Here is a 21547-nt window from a genome sequence, read left to right on the forward strand (position 1 = left end):
GGTCCGCAAAAAGCGGAGGAAGGGGTGTCCTGGATCTACCGAATCACTTCCGAAGCCGATTGGGCGTATGCTTTACGATGATCAATACTTTTTACCTGACTAACAACGTACCTGAGTCCCTGAAAAAGGTGGTTCACAAACGTGGGATCAGCGTAGTCTTTCTTATCGTGACCCAGCGCCGTACACCAGGTATAACCCCCATCGAAATGATAGTACCAGGCAGCGGGATAAAGCTCCGTATAAGCACCCGCTGAGGCTTTGATCTTTTCCGATTCTTCCGAATTCAGTGAGCCAAGTTCGTGCGCCAGTACCGTGGTTGGCCCAGGCGATAACTCTTTCATGAAGTAACACTCGTCTGATTTCGTCCAAACCGTAGGTACGTCCTTCATCGACGGATGGTTGGCGTCTAATACCCGTAGGCGATAGGGTTGAAAGCGCGGATGCCACAGAAACGTACCACCCATCATTCGTTTAAACCAGGGCCAGTTTCGCTCGGTACCCAGCACCGAATGTATGCCAACAAAGCCGCCACCAGCCTCGATGTAGCGCCGAAACGCCAACCGCTGCGTGTCGGCGTCGAATACGTCGTTATTGGTACTCGCGAAAATGAGGGCGTTGTATTGTTTTAAATTGGCTTCGCTGAACGCATCCGGGCGTGACGAGGTGTCGACGCTGAATCCGTGCTGTTTTCCCAATCGAAGCATACACTGCACGGCAAACGGAATGTTGTCGTGGACGTACCCCTTACCATTCTTGGTGTACACCAGCACCTTCACTCGTTTCCAGTTAACCCGTTCTGACTGAGCATTGACCAGAGACAGGTCAATTATCAGTAAAAGGAGCGTCAGCAACCCTGCCTTTTTCGTGAACAGCATGGCTTTACCCGATTGTAAGCCGTTGGGCATTTTTCTGTGCCTTTAGCGCCAGTTCGGTAGCCAGGAAGCAATGAGCCTGTGGCATGGCGGTTTCAGTTCGGTTCAGAATGTCTTCGACTAGTTGGGTTCCGTACGGGAGCACCTGTTTGCTGCAATCAACGTAACGCGTTTCTTTCTTGTCGACCAAAAACAGGTGGCTGCCGCCCTCACGTCCTGCAATGTCCACGTTTTTACGAATCTCGATGTAGCCTTCAGTACCCAGAATCGTCAGTCGACCGTCGCCCCAGGTATTCAGGCCATCCGGCGTAAACCAGTCTACGCGAATGTAGCCGGCGCCTTTGTCGCCACGCAGGGTCAGGTCGCCGAAGTCTTCAAAATTCGGGTACTGTGGGTAATGCACGTTGCCCGTTTGCGACGATAAAACCTCGCCTTTAGTGGAGCCTGTGAAGAACAGAAACTGATCGACCTGGTGAGAGGCGATGTCGCAGATGATACCGCCGAACTGTTTTTTTTCGAAGAACCACTCGGGCCGTGATTTTAGATTGATCCTGTGAGGGCCCATGCCGATTGTCTGGATAACCTGACCGATGGCCCCGGCTTTTACCAATTCACCTGCTCTGACAGTAGCTCGGTTCTCAAAGCGCTCGCTGAACATGATCGAGTAAATCCGTTTTGTCTCCTGCTGCACCTTACGTACCTGAGCCAACTGATCAAGGGTGGTAATACCGGGCTTGTCGGCCATGAAATCTTTTCCGGATTTCATAACCCGAATGCCTAACGGTGCGCGCTCATTAGCAATGGCTGCACTGACCACAAGCTGAATGCTGTTATCATCAAGGATTTCGGCTTCTGATTTGGCGACTTTAGCCTGCGGAAACCGTTTGGTGAAGGCAGCAAGCAGATCGGGCTCTTTGGCAAAAACAGCCACCAACTCACCACCGCCTCGGATAACCGCCTCAACCTGACCGTTAATGTGCCCGTGGTTTAAACCAATGGCGGCAAACTTAATGCGCGACGCGCTGGTGTAGGGGCTTGCCTGTAGGGGAGGCGCTAAGGCTGTCAGCGCCGCTAAACCGGTCGTTTTCTTCAGAAAAGTCCGGCGGTCAGAGAAAAGAGAATCCATGATAAGGAGCTGGAGAAGGAATAGGGGAGAAACGATTAGAGAGCAACGGTTACAATGGGAGTCCGGGGCGCTGGATAGTAGAAAGAAAGTAGCTTACGCCCTGTTTTGATCTGTTATCCAACACCTAGCGTTCAGTACCTGATACCTAACGTACCTGGCTTTTCTTAGCCAGGGTAAGTGCCTGTGTCGTGGTGTAGTATTTGGTAATCATGTTAGGCACTTCCCAGGCGGGTAATTTTCCCGCCTTCAGGTAGCCGAGGTAGTTCTGCATTACCCGGCCAAAATGCGCTTCGTGGCCTTCGTTGTATTTTTCAGGAACAACCACCATCCAGCCCGCGGCCGTCGGCTTGATGTCAACGCCCGGAAACTCGCGCTGAATGGCGGGCAACACGCTTTTCAGTGACGTACCCAACTGAGTGGACATTCCCTGCGGAGCGCCTGCAACCGGCTCGATATAGAGCGTTGGCTTGTACTGTTGCTCGGCTCCCTGACGAATGATCAGATTCGCTTGGGTGCCTCGCATAATAGAGTAGTGGGTATCACCAGCACCGGCTGGAGCCGCATAAGCCCAGATGACCGATACTTTGGCGTGAATGCCCTTGAGCTGATAATTGATTTCTCCGTTGCTATACACTTTCAGCACGCTATCCTGAACAACATCTTTCTTTAGATAATCAGGAAAAGCATTGAGTTTCGTGATCGCCTTAAACTGACTCAACCGCATATCCGTAGTCCATCGGCGGGCAGAGGTTAGGCGAACATCTTTCTTATAATTGAGGGTCTGCTCTGGAAAACATTCCCACTGCACCAGATCGACGAGGTGGGTTGTTACGTCAACGATGCCTTCACCCTGTTGGGCTACATCCATGAACCATGCCGGCCGCGTGAGAATGCTGCCCGACACGTTTTTATAGAAATGGTGAACGCTTTCTTTGGTCACCGCCGGGTTATCAGGTGTGCCTTTTTCCAGCGTACCAAACAACGCCGCCTGACGAGAGAAAGCCCGTTGCAGCATGGTCGTGATCTCATACCGCTCGGTCATGATGTCGTACAACAGTACGTTCTTTTTAGCCGCTGTCGCAAACGATTCCTGCAATTTGCCAAACTCCGACCCATCGATTACCATCGGCTTGTCGGCCAGCACGTTGAAACCCGCGCCGACAGCCTGCCGCACATAGTCTGTTTTCAGGCGATTATTACCCGCCATCACCACCACGTTCCCGGCTCGTTCAGCCAACATTTTGGCCATAAAATCAGGGCCGCGGTAAACTTCCTCCTTCCACTTTGTCGGGTTGTCGGCTCGGGTGTTATAGGTACGTATCCGATCGGTGTGCATCTGCACGTCGGGCCCTTCGGGTGCGTAGACATGTACCACGGGATCAACCCCCTCGTACATGGATTTTTGCACCAGGGCTGCATGGAAATGGCCGGGGTCGAGCGTGATTAGCCGAATGGGGCCGATGGCGCCCGGTCCGCGAAAGGCAACGAGTGTAGCGATAACCAGCGTAGTTGTGATGGAAAGAGCAATTTTCATAGTTCTATAGCGCCGAAGCTCCAGCTTCGGTAGGGTAACTTTATTCAGTACCGAAGCTGGAGCTTCGGCGCTACAGAACTCATCGGGAAATCAAGTACGTAGCTTTAGCTAATGTCAGCCTTTCTTGAGCATTTTTTTCGAAGCCGATGCCGTGATCGCGTATTCTTTACGTTGCGGACGAGAGAGGAGCTTGTTGGCTTCGGGGTCGTTTACGAATTGCTCTTTTTCCGGATTCCAGTACAGTTTCCGGTTCAGCTTCATGGCCGCGTGATGGAGCAAACAGGCCGAGCATGACCGGTGCCCAATTTCGACTGGGGCGATGGGTTCTTTCCGGCTAACAATACTTTCCAGCCAGTTGCCATGGTGCTCCTTGCTGACGGGTAGGTTGATTTCGTTTGGCCCAATTTCCGATGTAATGATTTTTGGGTCACTGGCGTCGAGGGCCTTGGCCGCATTTTGCTTGGCAATCGGGTCGCTCGCCGTCACCGACGCGTCGCCCCGCGATACAAAAATCCAGCCTTTAGTGCCTTCAAACTTGATCCCGTTCGGTATCTCGTTGCTCACAACCATCTTCACACCATTCTTGTAGAGCGCTTCGGTCTGGAAAATACCGTGAACATTCCACAGTCCACTTTTTGGGAAATCAGCTTTCCCCCAAATCTCGACCGGTCCGGTAAGTTCGGTATCCATCGCCCAGTGGGCGCAGTCGATGTGGTGTGCGCCCCAACCCGTAATCATGCCCGCACCAAACTGCTCGCAACGAAGCCAGCCTGGTCGGTCATAACCTACATTTGGGTGAACCCGCTTTTCGGTATAGTACACGTCGGGTGTGGTACCGAGCCACATATCGTAGTTCAGGTTTTTCGGAACGGGCATCTCAGGTTCTTCATCGCCACCGGGGTCGCCGGGTAGGCCTACATACACCGTTTTTAGATCGCCAATCCGCCCATTTCGTACCAGTTCGGCTGCGTAGCGAAACTGCCGCGATGATCGTTGCTGACTGCCCACTTGCACAATCCGCCCCGAGCGTTTCACGGCATCGGCCATCATGCGGCCTTCGGCAATGGTGAGCGAAGCTGGTTTCTGCATGTATACGTCTTTGCCCGCCTCTACCGCATGAACCACAATTGGCGCGTGCCAGTGATCGGGCGTACTAACGAGCACTGCGTCGATGTCTTTATTTAACAGCAATTCGCGGTAATCGGTATATACCCGAACGCCATCATAGTCTTTACCGGTCTTTTTGCTGTAAAAGCCGTTAACCAGCTTTTTAGCATCGTTAGCCCGATTTACATCTAGATCACAAACGGCCATGATGTTGGCATTATCGTACTGCCAGACGCCGGGCATGTCGTGTCCGCGAGAGATTCGACCGGTGCCGATCGCTCCAATGTTGATGCGGTTACTGGGCGCGTTTCTGCCAAATACCGACGCTGGAACGATGGTTGGAAATCCACTTATAATGGCCGACGATGTCAGTATTCCCTTTGCGGTAGTTTTCAGAAAGCTCCTGCGCGAAGCATCTGACGTATCATTCTGTTGCATGGTTCGGTTGGTTCAGGAGTTAATCGGGGAAAAATAGGTAAGGAATAGCAGCGAGATCAGTAAGGACGTTAGATGTTGGATACCGGACTTTGGACAAAATCGTAGCCTCGCGGTAGTCTTTAGTCCAATATCCAGCATCCAACGTCTACCATCCGGTTCTGATCTATTCAGCGATATTGATCGTTTTGAATTTCGGAACCAGTAGGTGCATCACGCTCCAGGCGGTGAGATAAGCAAATCCACAGATGATGAACATAATGTAGTAGCCAGTCTCAATTTCGCCCAGTGCCTTGTAGTGATCGAACAACCGACCGGCCAGCTTAGCGATAAAAATACCCCCAAAGGCCCCGGCCATGCCACCAATACCGGTTACCGAAGCAACCGCCCGACGAGGAAACATATCCGACACGGTGGTGAAGATGTTGGCGCTCCAGGCCTGATGAGCCGAAGCCGCAAAGCCAATGATGAAAACGGCCAGCCAGATATTCATGCTACCGAGCCATTGGGCAAATACAACCGGTAACGCACACAAAGCATAGATAAACATGGATGTTTTGCGTGCTTTGAAAATCGACATACCGTTTTTGGTGAAATTGAGTGGCAACCAGCCGCCAAACACACTACCAACACTGGCAATCGTGTACACTAACGCTACCGGTAGGGCCAGGGCGGTACCCTGAAGGCCATATTGAGCCTTCAAAAAAGCAGGCAACCAGAAGAGGTAAAACCACCAGATCGGGTCTGTCAGTAGCTTACCGAAAAAGAAAGCCCAGGTAGGCCGGAACGTCAGTAATTTAAACCACGATACTTTGAGTGTTCCTTCGGCGGCTGCTTCCTCAGCTCGTTCGTCAGCATCGCTATTGATATAAGCCAGTTCAGAAGCAGATACTTTTTTGTGGACAGCAGGTTTTTCGTAAATCGTCAGCCACAGTACCAGCCAGATTACACCGGTTGCGCCGGTTAGAATAAAGGCCCACTGCCAGCCATAGTTTTCGGCGATAAAAGGTACGGTAAGGGGAGCCACAATAGCCCCGATGTTGGTGCCTGAATTGAATATACCCGTTGCCAGTGCCCGCTCTTTCTTGGGAAACCACTCTGCTACAGTTTTAATGGCAGCCGGAAAGTTACCCGCTTCGCTTATCCCCAGGGCGGCCCGGGCGACACCGAAGCCGAAAGTCGTTTTGGCGAAGGCTGTGGCTACACCTACAATGCTCCAGAGCGTAAGCGAAAGCGCATAGCCTTTTTTAGTCCCGATTCGGTCAATGATACCGCCAATACCCAGCATACCCAGAGCATAGGCCGCCTGAAACACCACCACCAGGTTGGAGTAGTCGGTTTCTGTCCAGTTGAATTCTTTTTCGAGACTGGGCTTCAAAAGGCTAATCACCACCCGGTCGAGGTAATTGATGGTGGTGGCAAAGAATATCAGCCCGCAAATGGTCCAACGGTAGTTGGTTTGCCTTTCCGTCGAGTCGATCATAGAGGCAGGTTCGGTATGTAGCATAGAAGAGGTTTAATCGCAGCAGGAAGGACACTACGGTATCAGCGGGTGGTGGTTGATTGGCTGGTAGACCCGATCAGGTGTAATGAACGTACCTGACCGAGCATGCCAGTGCCTATTTAATGGTCCAGCCAAAGTAATCTACTGTGTTGTGGTACGATATATTCGCGGCTAGCCGACCTAGCCAGGGCAGGTCGTTGGGCAACAGGCCGCGCTGAATATCCTGTCCAATCAGGTTGCACAGAATACGGCGGAAATAATCGTGGCGGGAGAACGATAGGAAACTACGCGAATCGGTCACCATACCAATGAAGCGGCTCAGCAACCCCATGTTCGAGAGGGTATTGAGTTGGGTCTCCATGCCATCTTTCTGATCGAGAAACCACCAGCCCGAGCCCCACTGAATTTTGCCGGGCACCGAATCGCTGCTCGACTGAAAGTTTCCGATCATCGTGGCAAACGTCTCATTGTCGGCTGGGTTGAGGTTGTACAGGACCGTTTTGGTTAGTTGGCCGTCGCGATCGAGCGCATCCAGAAACTGACCTAACCGCTGCGTTTGGCTCCAGTCGCCCATCGAGTCGCCGCCTACGTTCACCCCCAGGCTGTTAAACAAGCGCGTGCTCACATTGCGTAGCGCACCCAGGTGAAACTGCTGAATCCAGCCTCGTTTGGCGTATTCGCGGCATAATTCCACCAGAACGTACCCCTGCAAAAGATCTATGGTAGCGGCATCAGGCGTCGTTTGTCCGGCGAGCAATTGCTTGCATGCCGTTTCCAGCGCTGTGGTGCGGGCAGAAACGGGCGGCAGACGTTCCAAACCGTGGTCAGACGCCCGGCAACCCAGCGCATGAAAAGCGTCGATACGACTAATCAGCGCTTCGAGCAGCGAATCGAGATCAGTCACGGTAATACCCGACACCGCGGTTAGTTTCGCTACCTGATTGCGCCACGCTTCGGTGTTGGCAGGCAGAAGTGTATCGGGCCTGAAAGTGGGGAACATTTGCAAGGCCTTCCCTTCGGCAGCATACTGACTGTGGTACCGTAAGTCATCGGTCGGGTCGTCGGTTGTACAAACTACCTGTACGTTATGCGCATCGAGCAGGGCGCGGGCCGTGAGGTGGCTCTGTAGTTGCTCGTTGCAGGTATCATAGACCAACCGTGCGTTTTGACCGGTCAATAAATCGTCGATACCAAACGGATGCTTGAGCTCCATCTGTGTCCAGTGCTGGAGCGGGTTGCGCATGGTATACGGAACCGTTTTGGCCCAGGCTTCAAACTTATCCCAGTCGTTGCGGTCGCCAGTGATCAACGCCTCAGGAACGCCGTTCGCGCGCATGGCCCGCCACTTGTAATGATCGCCTTTGAGCCAGATTTCGGTTAGGTTGGCATATCGCTTGTCGCTGGCAATTTCGTCGGGAGGCAGGTGATTGTGATAGTCCACGATGGGTAGATCGCGAACGTAATCGAAGTATAGCGACCGGGCAAACTCGTTTTCCAGCACAAAGTTGTCGGAAATAAAGGGCTCGGTAGTAACAGAATTCAGTGTCATATCTAGTTGAGGTTAGTGCTTGTTGCCAGGATAGATTACCAGCCCTCAGCCCGGGTAATACCCATTTCGAGGCCGCGTAATTCGGCCAGTCCACGCAGACGGCCAATGCACGAATAACCGGGATTAGTAGTCTTGTGCAGGTCGTCGAGCATTTGATGGCCGTGGTCGGGCCGGAAGGGGATAGGCTCGTCCACTCGCTGCTGAATAGCCAGAATCTCGCGCATAACGGCATACATATCTACATCTCCATCCAAATGATCGGCTTCGTAGAAATTACCGTGTTCATCTTTGCGCACATTACGCAGGTGAACGAAGTGAATTTTCTCGCCAATACGCCGGGCAAGCGCGGGCAGGTCGTTAGCCGGATTAGCACCCAGTGAGCCGGTGCAGAAACAAACGCCGTTGCTCTCGTTGGGCACTTTGGTAAGCATGTACTCATAATCTTCGGCCCTCGACATAATGCGTGGCAGACCAAAAATAGGAAACGGCGGATCGTCGGGGTGAATAGCCAGCTTGATGCCCAGCTCGTCGGCAACGGGGGCCACATCGGCCAGAAAATCGGTCAGGTTTGAGCGTAGGGCGTCGGCGTTGATATCGTCATACGTACCTAGCTTTTCGCGCATCCGTTCCAAGGTCTGTTTCGCTTCGCCGGGAATACCAAACATTACTACGTCGGCGAGTTGCTCTTTTTCTCCCGTGCTGTAGCTGGCAAACCGCCGCTCGGCTTCGGCCACGACATGGGCCGAATAGTCATCGGCTGCGTTGGGCCGTTTCAACAGGTGAATATCGAAAACTGCCAGGTCGAACCAGTTGAAATAAAGCGCTTTCGATCCGTCAGTCATAGGGTGATTCAAACTGGTACGGGTCCAGTCATTGACGGGCATGAAGTTATAAGTGACTATTTTCAAGCCACATTCGGCCAGATTGCGAAGGCTCTGTTTGTAGTCTTCGATGTGCTGTCGAAATGCGCCCGTACGGGTTTTGATGCTTTCTGATACGGTCAGGCTTTCAACAACCGCCCAGTGAAGTGGTGCCTCGCCCTTAGCCGATGCACTTATTTCGGCTTGCCGCGCCCGGATGGCCTCTACGGGCCAGATATCGCCATGAGGAATTTGGTGTAAGGCGGTAACAATTCCGCTTGCTCCGGTTTGGCGTACGTCGGCGAGGGTTACGGGGTCGTTTGGCCCAAACCAACGCCAGGATTGTAGTAAATTCATTCAGGGTGTATTTTTTTAATGACTGTTCAACGTGAGAAAGTAACCATAGGTGATTGTGCTACCTGCTGATAACTAAACAACTTTAGTTTCAGGGGCGAATTGACAGCATCCGAAAATGGAGATAGGCGTATATATTCTACTCACTTGTTGGTCCTGAATGGGTCTATTCATCAACCAGTGCCAATTATTTCTCGTTTTTTTTATAATTCGTTGCCCAATCTCAACAATAGTATCAAGCGGGTACGGCCGTTTATAAACAGTATATCTTAAAATGGGAGAGAAAAATCAAGTGTTTTACTTGGGTGAGGATGGCAACCAGGCATAGGCTTGACAGATTTTTTTTCGAGACTATGGACACTGATACGCTCCATTCATCTGATACTTTTTGGGGCTGAAGGGTTCATTTACTTAGCATGGCCCCAACCTCTCCCGATGGGGAAAGAGTTGGGGCCATTTTTTTTAGTACCCTGGATTCTGAGGGAAGGTTGTTACACCATCGGTAGTCCGGTCGATCTGATCCTGTGGGATGGGCCGTAACAAGTGGAAATCTTTGATGTTGGCGGCGGCATCCGTGTTGTGAGCCTTTACCCGCTCGATGAGCTTGCCCGTGCGCTTCAAATCAAACCAGCGGAACATTTCGCCAGCTAATTCTCGCTCCCGCTCATCCAGAATGAAGTCAAGCGTTACTTGGGCAGGTGTAACTTCCATTTGAGTTGTGCGACCGGGCCATGCTGCCCTCCGACGTACTACGTTGATTGCTTCAGCCGCTTCTGGTAATTTACCTAATCTAAACTGGGCCTCACCCAAGATCAGGTACGTTTCAGCTAATCGGAACATCAAAAAATCGCGGCTTCCCTGCTCGTAGGTACGGTCGGGGCGGAGCGGATCGAGATGCTTTTGAAGTGTTGGGAACAGGTTAAGCCGGTAATTACTGGGCACCAGCACCTGATATTTACGTTTGGCGCGCTCGGCCTTACTCATCTCAACCCCAGGAATAAATATGGTGGTATCACCGGCCGCGAACGTAAGCGTAGTTTTAGAGTCATCGAATACGTTTGTGTATGTTCCGGGTCTGTTGCAGATCCAGGTATCCTTGAACGTCTTTTTGTAGCGTGAGTCATTCATGCGGTTAGCCGGAGCGAATACCGTTTCGGTCATATACGTAGTTGGCTTATATCGCTTAAACGGGCGACCATTTTGCGTGTCGCGCTGCATACCTGCCTGCGTGTCGTACTCCATACCAAAGTATAAGTGCGTTTGGTTACCAGGGCCATTAGTAAGTGGGTCAGACGTGTACTGTGTGGCAAAGATTACCTCAGAGTTGATCTCTCCACCTCCCTGCTCGAACACTCGGGCAAAGTCGGGTAGCAGCGAATACGAATAGTTCTTAGTTACATTAGTCGCATGAGTAACTGCCTTTGCATAATCATCAGCCGCTGCTGCTTCTGATGTTGCTTTCGTCAGATAAACCCGGGCCAGCAGGTGCTCGGCCGCCCCTCTGTTCGCCCGTCCGTAGTCGACCCCACTCGTTGTAGGTGGGAGGTCAGCCAAAGAAGACTCCAGGTCACTGACTATTGCCGCGTACACATCTTTAACCGGGGCGCGGGTAAAGGCTTTTGTAGGTTCTGTATTACCCTTGAGAACCAACGCAACCGGACCCCAGGTTTGCACCATCACGAAATAGTGGTGAGCCCGCAGGAATTTCATCTCAGCCACGCGCCGTTTTTTAACGGTTGCATCAATACCGGCAATATTTTCAGATGCGTCGATCACCAGGTTGGCAGTATTGATACCAATGTAGAAATCATTCCAGAGGTTACGAATCAGGTCTACCCTGCCGTCAAACTGCGAGAGATACTGGTTCATAAATTTATAACTTCCGTCGGCCCCCATCGTATACGTATCGGTGCCGAAAACGGTTAGGTTCATGCCTATTTCGCGGCCGTAAAAGTTACGAAGTGTTTGGTACGCACCTCGTGCTGCAGCCTCAAAGCCGGCTGGTGTGTCCAGATACTGGCTACCTACCTGTGAGATTGGTATTTCAACAAGAACATCTTTGCAGGATTGTCCTGTGAGTAACAGCAGTGTAGCTGTAAAGAGTATGATTATTTTTCTCATGATTGACTGAGTTAAATCGGGATTAGAATTTTGCGTTGATTCCTACGGTAAACTGTTTTACAGTAGGCGATTGATTCTGGTCCACGATGTCGAATGATTCGTTGTCGATGCCCTTATACTTTGAGCGATATTCTGAGAAATTAAATGGGTTCTGGGCCGAAGCATAAAGCCGCAAGGCACTTAATTTAATGCGGCTAGTGAGTGTTTCGGGGAAGGTATAACCGAGGTTAATATTCCGTACTTTCAGGAACGTGCCACTGAAATACTGCAGTGTAGATTGGAACACGGGGGCTTCCTGATTTTGGTTCGGTCGGGGGAACTCATTGGTAGGATTGTTAGGAGTCCAATAATCGATGTCAAGGTTATTGTACCGACCTGCCAGGGAATTGAAAGCCGTATGGAAACCACTACGGAATGTGCTACCTACGCGGGCATAGACAAAAAAGGAGAAGTCAAGGCCCTTGTAGCTGAATCGGTTGGTTACGCCTGCCGTAAAGTCGGGAACTTGCGAACCAATGATCAGGCGGTCGTCGGCATTGATTTTACCATCTGGCTGGCCCGTCAGTTTGCCATCCGGCGTACGCCCGTTGTTATCTTCTACTTTTATTTCACCCACCTTCCGGCCAAAACTGGCGGCCTGAGATTCTTCGCCTGCCTGCCAGATACCGATTTTCTTATAATCGAAATAGGCTGTAATGGGCTGACCGATAAAGCGAGCGTTGCCGATATCGTCTACTTTGCCGTTGAAGAGTTCAACAATGGCTTCACGGTTCTTTGCCCATTGAATGTCAGTTGTCCAGCGGAAACCACTTTTCGAGGCAACATTGACGGTTGAAATACTGATTTCGAGACCATCCGTGCGTGTTCTACCCACGTTTCGTAATACACTGCCAAAGCCGCTTGTGAGCGGTAACTGATCCTGAAGGAGAAGGTCAGACGTGTTGGCGCGGTAAGCCTCAATGGCACCACTCAAACGACCCTGAAACAGGCTAAAATCTAATCCAATATTGGCCGTAGTGGTTGTTTCCCACTTCAAATCGGAGTTGCCAATCGTACCGGGGCGATAGCCGTAAGCTGGTGTTGTACCAAAGGCGTAGGTGGTACGTCCCAGCAGAGTTTGCGTTTGGTACGGGTTGATAGCCGTATTGCCAATAGAGCCATAACTGGCACGTAATTTTAGCTGATCTACCCAGGCTACAGTCTTCAGGAATGGCTCTTCGCTGAGATTCCAGCCAAGGGCAGCCGATGGGAAGAAACCATATTTAGTATTGGTACCGAAGCGGCTCGATCCGTCATAGCGGCCTGTCAGTGTAAAGAGGTATTTGTCGTTGTAGGCATAATTCAGTCGTGCCATGTAGGAGTTTAAGGTCCAGCGGCTTACATCTGTACCGATACTATTGATAAGGGTGGCCTCACCAAGGTTGAAATACTGCTGTGTCTCTGCCGGAATACCCGTCACACTCATTTGACCCCGCTCAATGTCGTCCTGCTGTATAGACTGCAGAGCCGTCAGGTTAAGGTTGTGTACTCCTTTGAAGGTCTTATCGTACGTCAGAATGTTCTCGAGCGTATAATTAAAGCCGTATTCGTACAGGGTAAAGGCTGTTGGATCGCCCCCGCGCCGAGCGTTGGTTTGACTTGCTGTGAATCGACCAAGACGCCGGTTGGTGAAGTCAGGTCCAAAATTGACTCGGTAACGAAGCCCGTCCAGAATGTTCCACTCGCCATACACACTATTGAATAGACGAATACGCTTATTCAAGTCAATCTGAGCACCAGGTATGACTTCGGCAATGGGGTTGGTACGCAAACCGTCGGAAGTAGGCAGGAAAATCAGATTGCCATTATCATCGTAAGGTTTACCCAATGGGTTTTCCTGCAAAGCACCACCGTACGGGTTGAAGACTTCGCCGTTTTGGAGACTGTACACGCCTAGTGACGATATGCCCACCTTGACGCGCTTGGTTATCTGATGGTCGAGGTTGATCCGGAATGTATACCGGGTAAAATCCTGATTTTTGATAATACCTACGTCCTGGAAGTAGTTGCCCGAGATGGCAAACTGCGTTTTTTCGTTACCCCCCGATACGCCAACCTGGTGACTCTGAATGCTCCCCGTACGAAGTAGGTAGGACTGGTAGTCGGTAGTACGACCGTTTGTAATGCCATCTAACTCAATTGGCTCAAATAAAGCCGCGTCCGTTGTGTAGGCATTAATGGCCCGACGAGATTCGCGCTTGTACTCAGCAAACTGAGGTCCGTCCATCACGTCGATCAGACTCAGGGGCTGGCTGATGCCGTAATAGCTGTCCAAACTTACGACAGTCTGGCCTGGTTTTCCGCGTTTAGTCGTTACGATAACCACTCCATTAGCACCCCGCGACCCGTAGATGGCCGTTGCCGAAGCATCTTTCAGGACTTCCATGCCCGTTATATCATTCGGGTTGATGTCATCAATACCTCCAGCGAGCGGTATACCGTCAACTACGTAGAGGGGATCGTTACTGGCGTTGATGGAACGACGGGCACGGATACGCACCGTTACGCCTGCACCGGGGCGACTACCGCTCTGTACTACATCGACACCGGCGGCACGACCCTGTAAAGCCTGCCTGGCGTTGGTAATAGGTAACTCAACAATCTGTTTGGCACTTATCGACGAAATAGCACCCGTTAGCTGACTCTTTTTCTGCGTACCGTAACCAACGACTACCACCTCATTCAGGGCGCGTTCGTCATTGGTCAGGGTTACATTGATAGAACTGCGATTGCCAACAACCAACTCCTGCGAGGAGAATCCTACCGACGAGAACACCAGCACGGCTTGGTCATTTGGCACGCTGATGCGGTAAGTACCCTCAGAATCGGTTGTGGTGCCGCGGGTACTTCCCTTAACGGTGACTGTAACTCCCGGCAACGAAATTTGCTCGTCGCTGACACGGCCGGTGATCATTCGTTCCTGAGCCAGAGCCGGAACAGTACATAAACAACACAGCCATAGGCAGGACCATGCGAGTAGACGCCGAATTTGCGGCGCCTGAAAGTAGTAAGAGATCATAGATTAAAGGGATTATACTTAAACATAGGGTTTAATAACAGGAACAAACGCTTGTTGTATTCTTGATTATTCCCCGTAAAAGTTTACCTTTTACTAGAATCTACCCGTAATCTTATTGTAATAAAGATATTAAAATTGATTTTTCTCATAACAGCTTATCAAGCGTTCTATACATATGAATGCTGGATAATGAGTGTGTTGAGTATAATATGATAAAATTTGATAGTAACGCTTAATTATATAAGTATTTATACTTACATGCAAAATAGACGAGTAGTTAGTGTTTACAGCTGCTTGACAACCAAAATTAACAACTAGGCAATGAGTAGGTAAAGGGTTGTTGTACTCTTTCCCTCGAATGTTAATTTACATCGGCGGAAAAATTGGTATTGAAAGACTAAGTATAAATTGGGGCTGGGCGGCCGCGAAATGCTGAGCCGTTGTTATAGAAGGATACGAATCTGGTCAAGCCGGTTTCTTGTCGTCGTTGACGATTTTTTTCTTTTCCCGCTTGGGTCCCGCGCTCATTTTCCCGAACCGCCAATTGGCTGTCAGTCTGATGTTTCTGATCATTGTGTAACTGGTGCCCTCTGACAGGAAGGTAGCTGTGGTCAGTTGATTAGAAACGATGTTATAGACCCGGAATGGATTTTCGAACGTGGCTGTCAGCGTTATCTTATGAGGTTTCAACTCTTTACGTGCCGAAAAACCATAATAATAATAACCGGCAGATTGGCCCTGTAGCAGTATTTGGCGTGACCGATACGAGCCATTAGCCTGAAGACTGGTGTTTTTAGGGAGTTGAACTGAGGTATTCATGTTTAGCTGATAGCTCCAGTTACGATTGCTCGTGCGTAGCGCCGGGCTATTCAAGATATTATAATTTAACGCTACCGAACCACTCAGATTCCAGCCTTTCACCGGTTTCACCGAGCCAAACAGGTTGGTGCCGTAGGTGGCGTTGCTGGCAATGTTTCGATACGTACTCGTCGATACGCCCGTGGTGTCAACAGTGGTTACCCGCTCGATGGCATTATTCGTTTGCCGACTGAAGAGCATCAGGTTAACCGTAGTACCGCTTTTGGTATACGTACTGTATGCCCACTCAACCAGATGAGCCAGTTCTGGCTCCAAAAAGGGGTTACCTGACTGAATATTTTTCGGGTCGGCCGAATTGATGTAAGGGTTCAGGAAAGCAATGGACGGTCGCTGAATTCGTTGGCTGTAGTTCATCCGTATCCGCTGACTTTTCCCGATTCGTTTGGAGACACTTACATTGGGCAGGAAGTTGTTATAATCATCGCTGAATTGGGTTTTAGTCGATTTGAAATCGGCATCGATCATCGTTACCTCAAACCGGCCACCCAGGTTGATACTCCAGTTTTTGGCTGTCCGCATTCTGAACGATGCGTAAGACGACCACACGGCCTGTTGATAATCGAACATGTTGGCCCGCCGGGGATCGTCCCGAAAATTCACGGAGCCATCGGGCGATGTTTCCAGCCTAAAATTGCTGCCCACATCGCGGCGGATCAGTTTAGTGCCTATCTCCAGCAGTCGCTGCTTAGTAGTTGAAAACGGATGCGAATAGTCGGTCTGAAGTGTTAATTCATTCTGTCTGTTTTCGTTACGGTTCTGTTCCCGGTAATTAATCAGTTCTGTTTCGGGGAGTGGAAACTGGGTCAATCTGTAGCCACTAAGGCCATCATTCTGGTTATACTGGGCCAGAAACGTGTATTCCTGCTCGGTACTTCGCTTGAAAAGCCGAGTATAGTTAACGTTCATATCCGCGTGGCTATTCTCCCCGTTAGTGGTGGTATATCGCCGAAACGCTCGATCGCTGTCGACGCTTTGCCGGGTGTCGCGTGTTGAATAGGTGGTGCGATTGTCGCCGCCCAAATTGACATCTACGCCAAGGCGATTGGTAGAATCAAGATCATAATCAACACTCAGGGAGCCAACCACCGATTTTCCCTCGTTGCTGAACGCGTTTGATTGTTCAATCACGCTGAAGAGTTCACCATTTCGCAGGTTTCGCCTTACGTTTTCGGAACGGCCGTAGGAGTTAGTCCAGTTTCCGCCGCCAAAGGCGGTTAGGCTCAGCTTCTCCCGTTTCATGTTGAGATTGCCGTTGAGCGGGTTCTGCCGGTTGCCAAGTGTTCCGGTAAGCCCTCCGGTGATGCCCTGTAATTTACTTTTGGTAATGATGTTGATTACCCCTGCTGTGCCTTCCGAATCGTACTTGGCAGATGGGGCTGTGATGACTTCCACCGATTTGATGAGCTCGGAAGGAATCATTTGAAGGGCTTCGTTGATGCTTCGGGCCATCAGGCTTGAGGGCTTACCATTTATCAATACTTTAATGCTGCTGCTCCCTTTCATCTGCACTGTACCATCGGGATCGATAGTCAGCAACGGTACTTTTTTTAGTACATCCATTGCCGTACCGCCCGAATTAGTGAGGTCTTTTTCGGCGTTGTAAACCATTCGGTCATCCTTGTCTTCAATCAGTGGTTTTTCACTGGTGATCACCACTTCGTTCAAGGTCCGGCTGTCAACGCGCATGGATATAACCCCTAACGCAAGGGGAGGCTGCCCCATCCTTAAGGTAATGTTGTCGAGGGTTTTTGTTTCGTAGCCCATGAAGCTCGCCACCACCCGATACGTACCTGGAGCCACATTATTCAGTACGAATTTGCCTTGCTCGTCAGACGTAGTACCACCAATCGGCTTATTGGTCAGTGGGTTGTACAAGGCAACCGTAGCAAACTCAACCGGTTTGTTCAGTCCACCATCGATCAGTGTACCTGTAAGCTGTCCGGTTCTAGTACTGATAAGACGGGGTTGTGGTGTTGTAAATGGTGTAATTGCTGTTGTCGACGCAGGTTGGGAAGAATCGAGTGGTGAGGGTTTCTTAAGTGAATCTGGTGTTTGCGCCTGTGTGTGGACCAGGATCAACATAAAAAGAAAAAGTAAATAATATTTCATACGTTGCTGAGAGTTCGCAGAATGAAGTATTCAAGACCGATTTCTACTATTGATAACCTGTTCTAAGGCTAAAATCCCGTTATATCGAGAGGACTGTGTTTAAGTGGAGTAGATATTCCCAGAAGTAAGTGGCACATATATTGTTTAGGTATGCTGAGGTAATTCTGCTTAACTACTTAACTCAGCATGATACTAAGATTACGTGTTACCGCTATTTTCATACTTCTTAGTTTTTTGACACTGCCCGCCGCAGGGCAGACCTGGAATTTCTTCGGGGTTTTTCCTCAATACTCACAAACCGGTCCAATCACTAAGCGATTGGGTTACAACGTTTTCCTGTCGGCTACTAGTCATGCGACCTCGCAGAAAGCTGAATCGCCGGGAATTGCGATGCTTGATTTGCAGTATTACGCTCAGCCTAGCCTCACCTACAAAGTGACAGACAACATTCAAATGGGCCTGGGCTATGCCTATGTTCGACATAACCTGTTCGGAATAAGAGTCAACGAAAATAGACTCTGGGCCCAGACAACCCTAACGCATGGTATTACTGGTAGCCGGGTACGTATGAGTCACCGACTGCGCTACGAAGAGCGGTATCCGCTTCGACTGTCGACCGATAAATGGTCGTTGGCGCAACTGGGCCGCTATCATGTAGGAGCAACCATCCCTTTCTTTGATCTGAAACAGCAAAAAAACGGCTGGTATGCGTCGCTCTCGAACGAGGCCTTCTTTTGTTTTTCAGGAGCCAAGAATAGCCCGATCAGCTCGAAAAACGCTTTTTACGGTGAAAACTGGAGTTATGGTGGCATTGGTTACAATATGGGTCGTTGGGGGAAAATAGAAGTAGGCTATCAATATCAGAACCTTGTGCGGAACCCGGCTCAAGATCATCGGAACCTGCATCTGCTTCAGCTTCAGTGGGCTACTAATTTTAGCCTCGATGGACTTGCCATGTGGCTAATCACACCACCCTATTAAATCTCTGGCGTGAATATTGTGCTAATTACAGGGGAAAGAGCAAGCCAAAACTGTATTTCGCTATATTTGTTCTCGACTTTCTTCTAAAGCGCCTAGATTTTCGATAAGTCACCTTGATTGTAGTATGAAACGCCTGCTGAGTCTTAGCTTATTGGCTTTACTGCTTTACCACATGCTAGCAACAGTATGGGTGGCTGTAGGTGTCTGGTGGCAGGATCAGCATGACCTCACCGAACGGCTCACGGTTTATTCGTCGGTCGATAGTATGGTCGAGTTTCAGGTCGTTCTTGGTGCGGGTCAGGCACAGAAGCTCGTTGAGCAGACATCAGAAGATGGCTTTGCTTACAACGGTCGCTTTTATGACGTCATTAGCCTTGAGCTACGCGGCGATACACTTCGCATTGCTGGTATCGAAGATAAGCAGGCCGGATTCTTGCAGCAGGACTTGCTGTCGTTTGTTAAAAAATCGATTGGTGCCACTTCTGGTGATGATTCGCAGCGAAAAGCCGGTCACTGGCTTAAGCTGTTGCTCAAAGAATACCAGCTCACCGATCGGCTGGTTATATCGCCTTCCCTATTATCGTGGCTGGTCGATATGCGTATTTCTGATGTGCCAGTTTCGTTACTTTCCCGCTATCTGGCGGTTCTATCTCCCCCTCCGCGTGGCTAATTGAGTCATTCTGTGTTGTCGTCTCCGGTCTGTTTCAGTTTGTCAGGTACGTACCTGCGGTTGTATGCGGCTGAGTGAGACGGTCTATCTATCAGTCACTCAATTAAATTGGTCTTTTTCGGCTCCTTGTGCACGGAATTTCTGCGCAACTGTTCGCCTGCACCCTTTCAGCAATTCTGTAGGTAATTGACTCGTCGATGCCACTGGGCTGTCATTTCAGATGACATACGCCCCGGTTGGTGCTGTGATGGGTTGTGAATGGCCTATACGGTTGACTAAAGCGGGCGATAGTGTGTGCTGGCTAGTAACGTACCTGGCGTTGAATGGACCGCCATTCTTCCATGATCTCCTCTTTAAAATACACTGGTCTGGCATTGCTGGGCCTGATACTGAGTACCCAATTGGCTACTGCACAGGGCTGTGTAGCCGTTCGTCACATGAGCTGTTCGGCGCCGACAGGTTCGTCAGCAGCTTATTTCAAACAGCGCTCTGGCCAATGGCAGGTTTCGGCTGGCTACCGCTTTTTTCGGTCATACAAACACTTTGTTGGTGATGAAGAACAAATTCATCGCGTAGAGCAGGGAACGCAGGTGATCAACGTGTCGCACGCACTTGATTTAGGCGTTACCTACATGCCATCGCTGAGGTGGTCTGTGTCGGTAAATCTGCCTATTCAGATGAATGACCGGTCGTCATTGTACGAGCATTATGGTAATGCAGTGGCTGGTAACCCCGATCAACTACGGTTCCACACAGGCTCGCAGGGAATTGGTGATCTGCGAATTTCGACCAGCTACTGGTTGATTAATCCGGCTTCACTACCGAAAACGAATCTGGCGGTAGGCGTAGGCGTGAAACTGCCAACGGGTAATTACAAAGTCACTGACAATTTCCACAAACGCACCAAAGAAGGTGCTGATTATACGGTTAATCTACCCGTTGACCAGTCAATTCAATTGGGCGATGGTGGGGTTGGAGCCAGTGTTGAATTACAGGGCTACTCGCAATTAACCGGCGGTCTAACTGCCTATGCTAATGGATTTTACCTGTTTAATCCGCGCGAAACTAACGGTGTTAGGCGTAATCCAACGGCCACAACGATTGATCTGATTACGGGTGAGTTCTCAGTTGCCGATCAGTTTGCCGCTCGCCTTGGTCTGAGTCAGTCGCTTGGGTTCGTGCCGGGTTTAGCGGTAATGCTTGGTGGTCGGGTAGAAGGTGTGCCTGCTAAGGATGCTATAGGTGGTAGCAAGGGTTTTCGTCGGCCCGGTTATATCGTGTCGGTCGAGCCAGGGTTTTCGTTCATGAGCCACGGCTACGCGGCCGCACTGACTGTTCCAGTCGCTGTTTATCGAAACCGGACAAGAAGTTACGCTGATCAACTTGATCCGCTGGGCGTTCGGCACGGTGACGCTGCATTTGCCGATTATCTGATTTCCTTCAACGTAAGCCGTTCTTTTTAAGCTGTATGAAAAAGCAATTACTTCTTATCGCGCTTTTCTTCGCAAGCGCGGGCTCTTGCTGGGCGCAGATGCCTCAGGATGCCATATACATGCCTAAAAAGACGATTTGTGCGGCTGCCATGTACGGGCGGAGCAACTGGAACGAGTATTGGGAGAATACCCTCAAACGCGAAAATCTGAACATCGGTACGCACACCACACAAAGCGCATCGCTGATGGCAGCCGTAGGACTGAGTGACCGGGTAAACCTGATCGTAAACGTGCCCTACGTCTGGACAAGCACCACGGCGGGCAACCTGATGGGTCAAAAAGGTTTTCAGGATGTTTCGGGCTGGTTGAAGGTCAACGCTTTGCAGTACAAAGGCTTATCACTACACGGTATTGTCGGTTTGTCAACGCCATTGAGCAGCTACGTACCCAGCTTTCAGCCAATGTCGATTGGCATGGGGGCACGGTCGGCGGCCGGGCGGGTTTTGCTTAACTACAAGCATCCGAAAACGGGCCTGTATCTGACCGCGCACGGCTCGTATATCTGGCGCAGCACCATCCGTATCGACCAGGATTCGTACCAGGCCGATGGGCGGGTATACAACACCGATGAAGTGGCGGTTCCCAATGCTACCGACACGGCGGTTCGGATCGGTATTCTTAGATCAGCCTTCCAGACAGAAGTGTTTGCCGAACGGTTTGCCTGTACTTCCGGCGATAACATTCGCCGGAATGATATGCCGTTTCCAACCAATAACATGCGGGCGACAACCGTGGGTTGGTATGCCAAATACCAACCGCATAACGTGGGCGTAAATGCCCGCGTTGGGTACGTTACCGATGGCCTCAATATGGGGCAAAGCACGTCGTTTATGCTGGGCCTGCTGTATCAAATCAACCTGAAATAAGATCGCCAGTCAGCAATGCTGTGCGGTTT

General features: G+C 50.4%; 14 protein-coding genes. 4 read left to right on the top strand and 10 right to left on the bottom strand.

Going from position 1 to position 21547, the window contains the following annotated elements:
* Positions 1 to 35: 35 nt before the first annotated feature.
* From ACAW87_RS04485 to ACAW87_RS04530, 10 genes are all read right to left on the bottom strand, one after another.
* Positions 36 to 905: a ThuA domain-containing protein gene (locus ACAW87_RS04485; RefSeq protein WP_370721958.1), complete on the bottom strand. Its 870-nt coding sequence runs from the start codon at positions 903 to 905 to the stop codon at positions 36 to 38.
* Positions 880 to 1998, bottom strand: coding sequence for a Gfo/Idh/MocA family protein (locus ACAW87_RS04490; RefSeq protein WP_370721959.1), 1119 nt, complete (start codon positions 1996 to 1998; stop codon positions 880 to 882). Before ACAW87_RS04490 ends, ACAW87_RS04485 begins: the two co-directional genes overlap by 26 nt.
* 145 nt (positions 1999 to 2143) lie before the next feature.
* The gene (locus tag ACAW87_RS04495) at positions 2144 to 3532 is read right to left on the bottom strand and encodes a putative oxidoreductase C-terminal domain-containing protein (protein WP_370721960.1); all 1389 of its coding nucleotides are present in this window, start codon (positions 3530 to 3532) and stop codon (positions 2144 to 2146) included.
* Positions 3533 to 3646: 114 nt separating this feature from the next.
* Positions 3647 to 5077, bottom strand: coding sequence for a Gfo/Idh/MocA family protein (locus ACAW87_RS04500; RefSeq protein WP_370721961.1), 1431 nt, complete (start codon positions 5075 to 5077; stop codon positions 3647 to 3649).
* 163 nt (positions 5078 to 5240) lie between these two features.
* Positions 5241 to 6581: an MFS transporter gene (locus ACAW87_RS04505; RefSeq protein ID WP_370721962.1), complete on the bottom strand. Its 1341-nt coding sequence runs from the start codon at positions 6579 to 6581 to the stop codon at positions 5241 to 5243.
* A gap of 112 nt (positions 6582 to 6693) precedes the next feature.
* A complete protein-coding gene (gene uxaC / locus ACAW87_RS04510) occupies positions 6694 to 8127 on the bottom strand; it encodes a glucuronate isomerase (protein WP_370721963.1) in 1434 nt (477 codons plus the stop codon).
* 35 nt (positions 8128 to 8162) lie between these two features.
* Positions 8163 to 9344 (bottom strand): mannonate dehydratase, encoded by a 1182-nt coding sequence (uxuA, locus tag ACAW87_RS04515; protein WP_370721964.1) that lies wholly within the window; start codon positions 9342 to 9344, stop codon positions 8163 to 8165.
* Between the two features lie 459 nt (positions 9345 to 9803).
* The gene (locus ACAW87_RS04520) at positions 9804 to 11462 is read right to left on the bottom strand and encodes a RagB/SusD family nutrient uptake outer membrane protein (RefSeq protein WP_370721965.1); all 1659 of its coding nucleotides are present in this window, start codon (positions 11460 to 11462) and stop codon (positions 9804 to 9806) included.
* A gap of 22 nt (positions 11463 to 11484) precedes the next feature.
* Entirely contained in the window at positions 11485 to 14520 is a 3036-nt protein-coding gene (locus tag ACAW87_RS04525) for a SusC/RagA family TonB-linked outer membrane protein (protein WP_370721966.1), read from the bottom strand.
* Positions 14521 to 14985: 465 nt separating this feature from the next.
* Positions 14986 to 17481, bottom strand: coding sequence for a TonB-dependent receptor domain-containing protein (locus tag ACAW87_RS04530; RefSeq protein ID WP_370721967.1), 2496 nt, complete (start codon positions 17479 to 17481; stop codon positions 14986 to 14988).
* Between the two features lie 213 nt (positions 17482 to 17694).
* Between ACAW87_RS04530 and ACAW87_RS04535 the strand changes: the two genes are divergently transcribed.
* The 4 genes from ACAW87_RS04535 to ACAW87_RS04550 all read left to right on the top strand — a co-directional run bounded on the left by ACAW87_RS04535 (position 17695) and on the right by ACAW87_RS04550 (position 21518).
* Positions 17695 to 18489: a DUF2490 domain-containing protein gene (locus ACAW87_RS04535; RefSeq protein WP_370721968.1), complete on the top strand. Its 795-nt coding sequence runs from the start codon at positions 17695 to 17697 to the stop codon at positions 18487 to 18489.
* A 124-nt stretch (positions 18490 to 18613) separates the two neighbouring features.
* Positions 18614 to 19159, top strand: a complete 546-nt coding sequence (locus ACAW87_RS04540; RefSeq protein WP_370721969.1) for a hypothetical protein — start codon at positions 18614 to 18616, stop codon at positions 19157 to 19159.
* Between the two features lie 341 nt (positions 19160 to 19500).
* Positions 19501 to 20622, top strand: coding sequence for a hypothetical protein (locus tag ACAW87_RS04545; protein ID WP_370721970.1), 1122 nt, complete (start codon positions 19501 to 19503; stop codon positions 20620 to 20622).
* Between the two features lie 5 nt (positions 20623 to 20627).
* Entirely contained in the window at positions 20628 to 21518 is an 891-nt protein-coding gene (locus ACAW87_RS04550; RefSeq protein ID WP_370721971.1) for a hypothetical protein, read from the top strand.
* Positions 21519 to 21547 lie beyond the last annotated feature (29 nt).

Source organism: Fibrella aquatica, assembly GCF_041321135.1.
Taxonomy (GTDB): domain Bacteria; phylum Bacteroidota; class Bacteroidia; order Cytophagales; family Spirosomataceae; genus Fibrella; species Fibrella aquatica.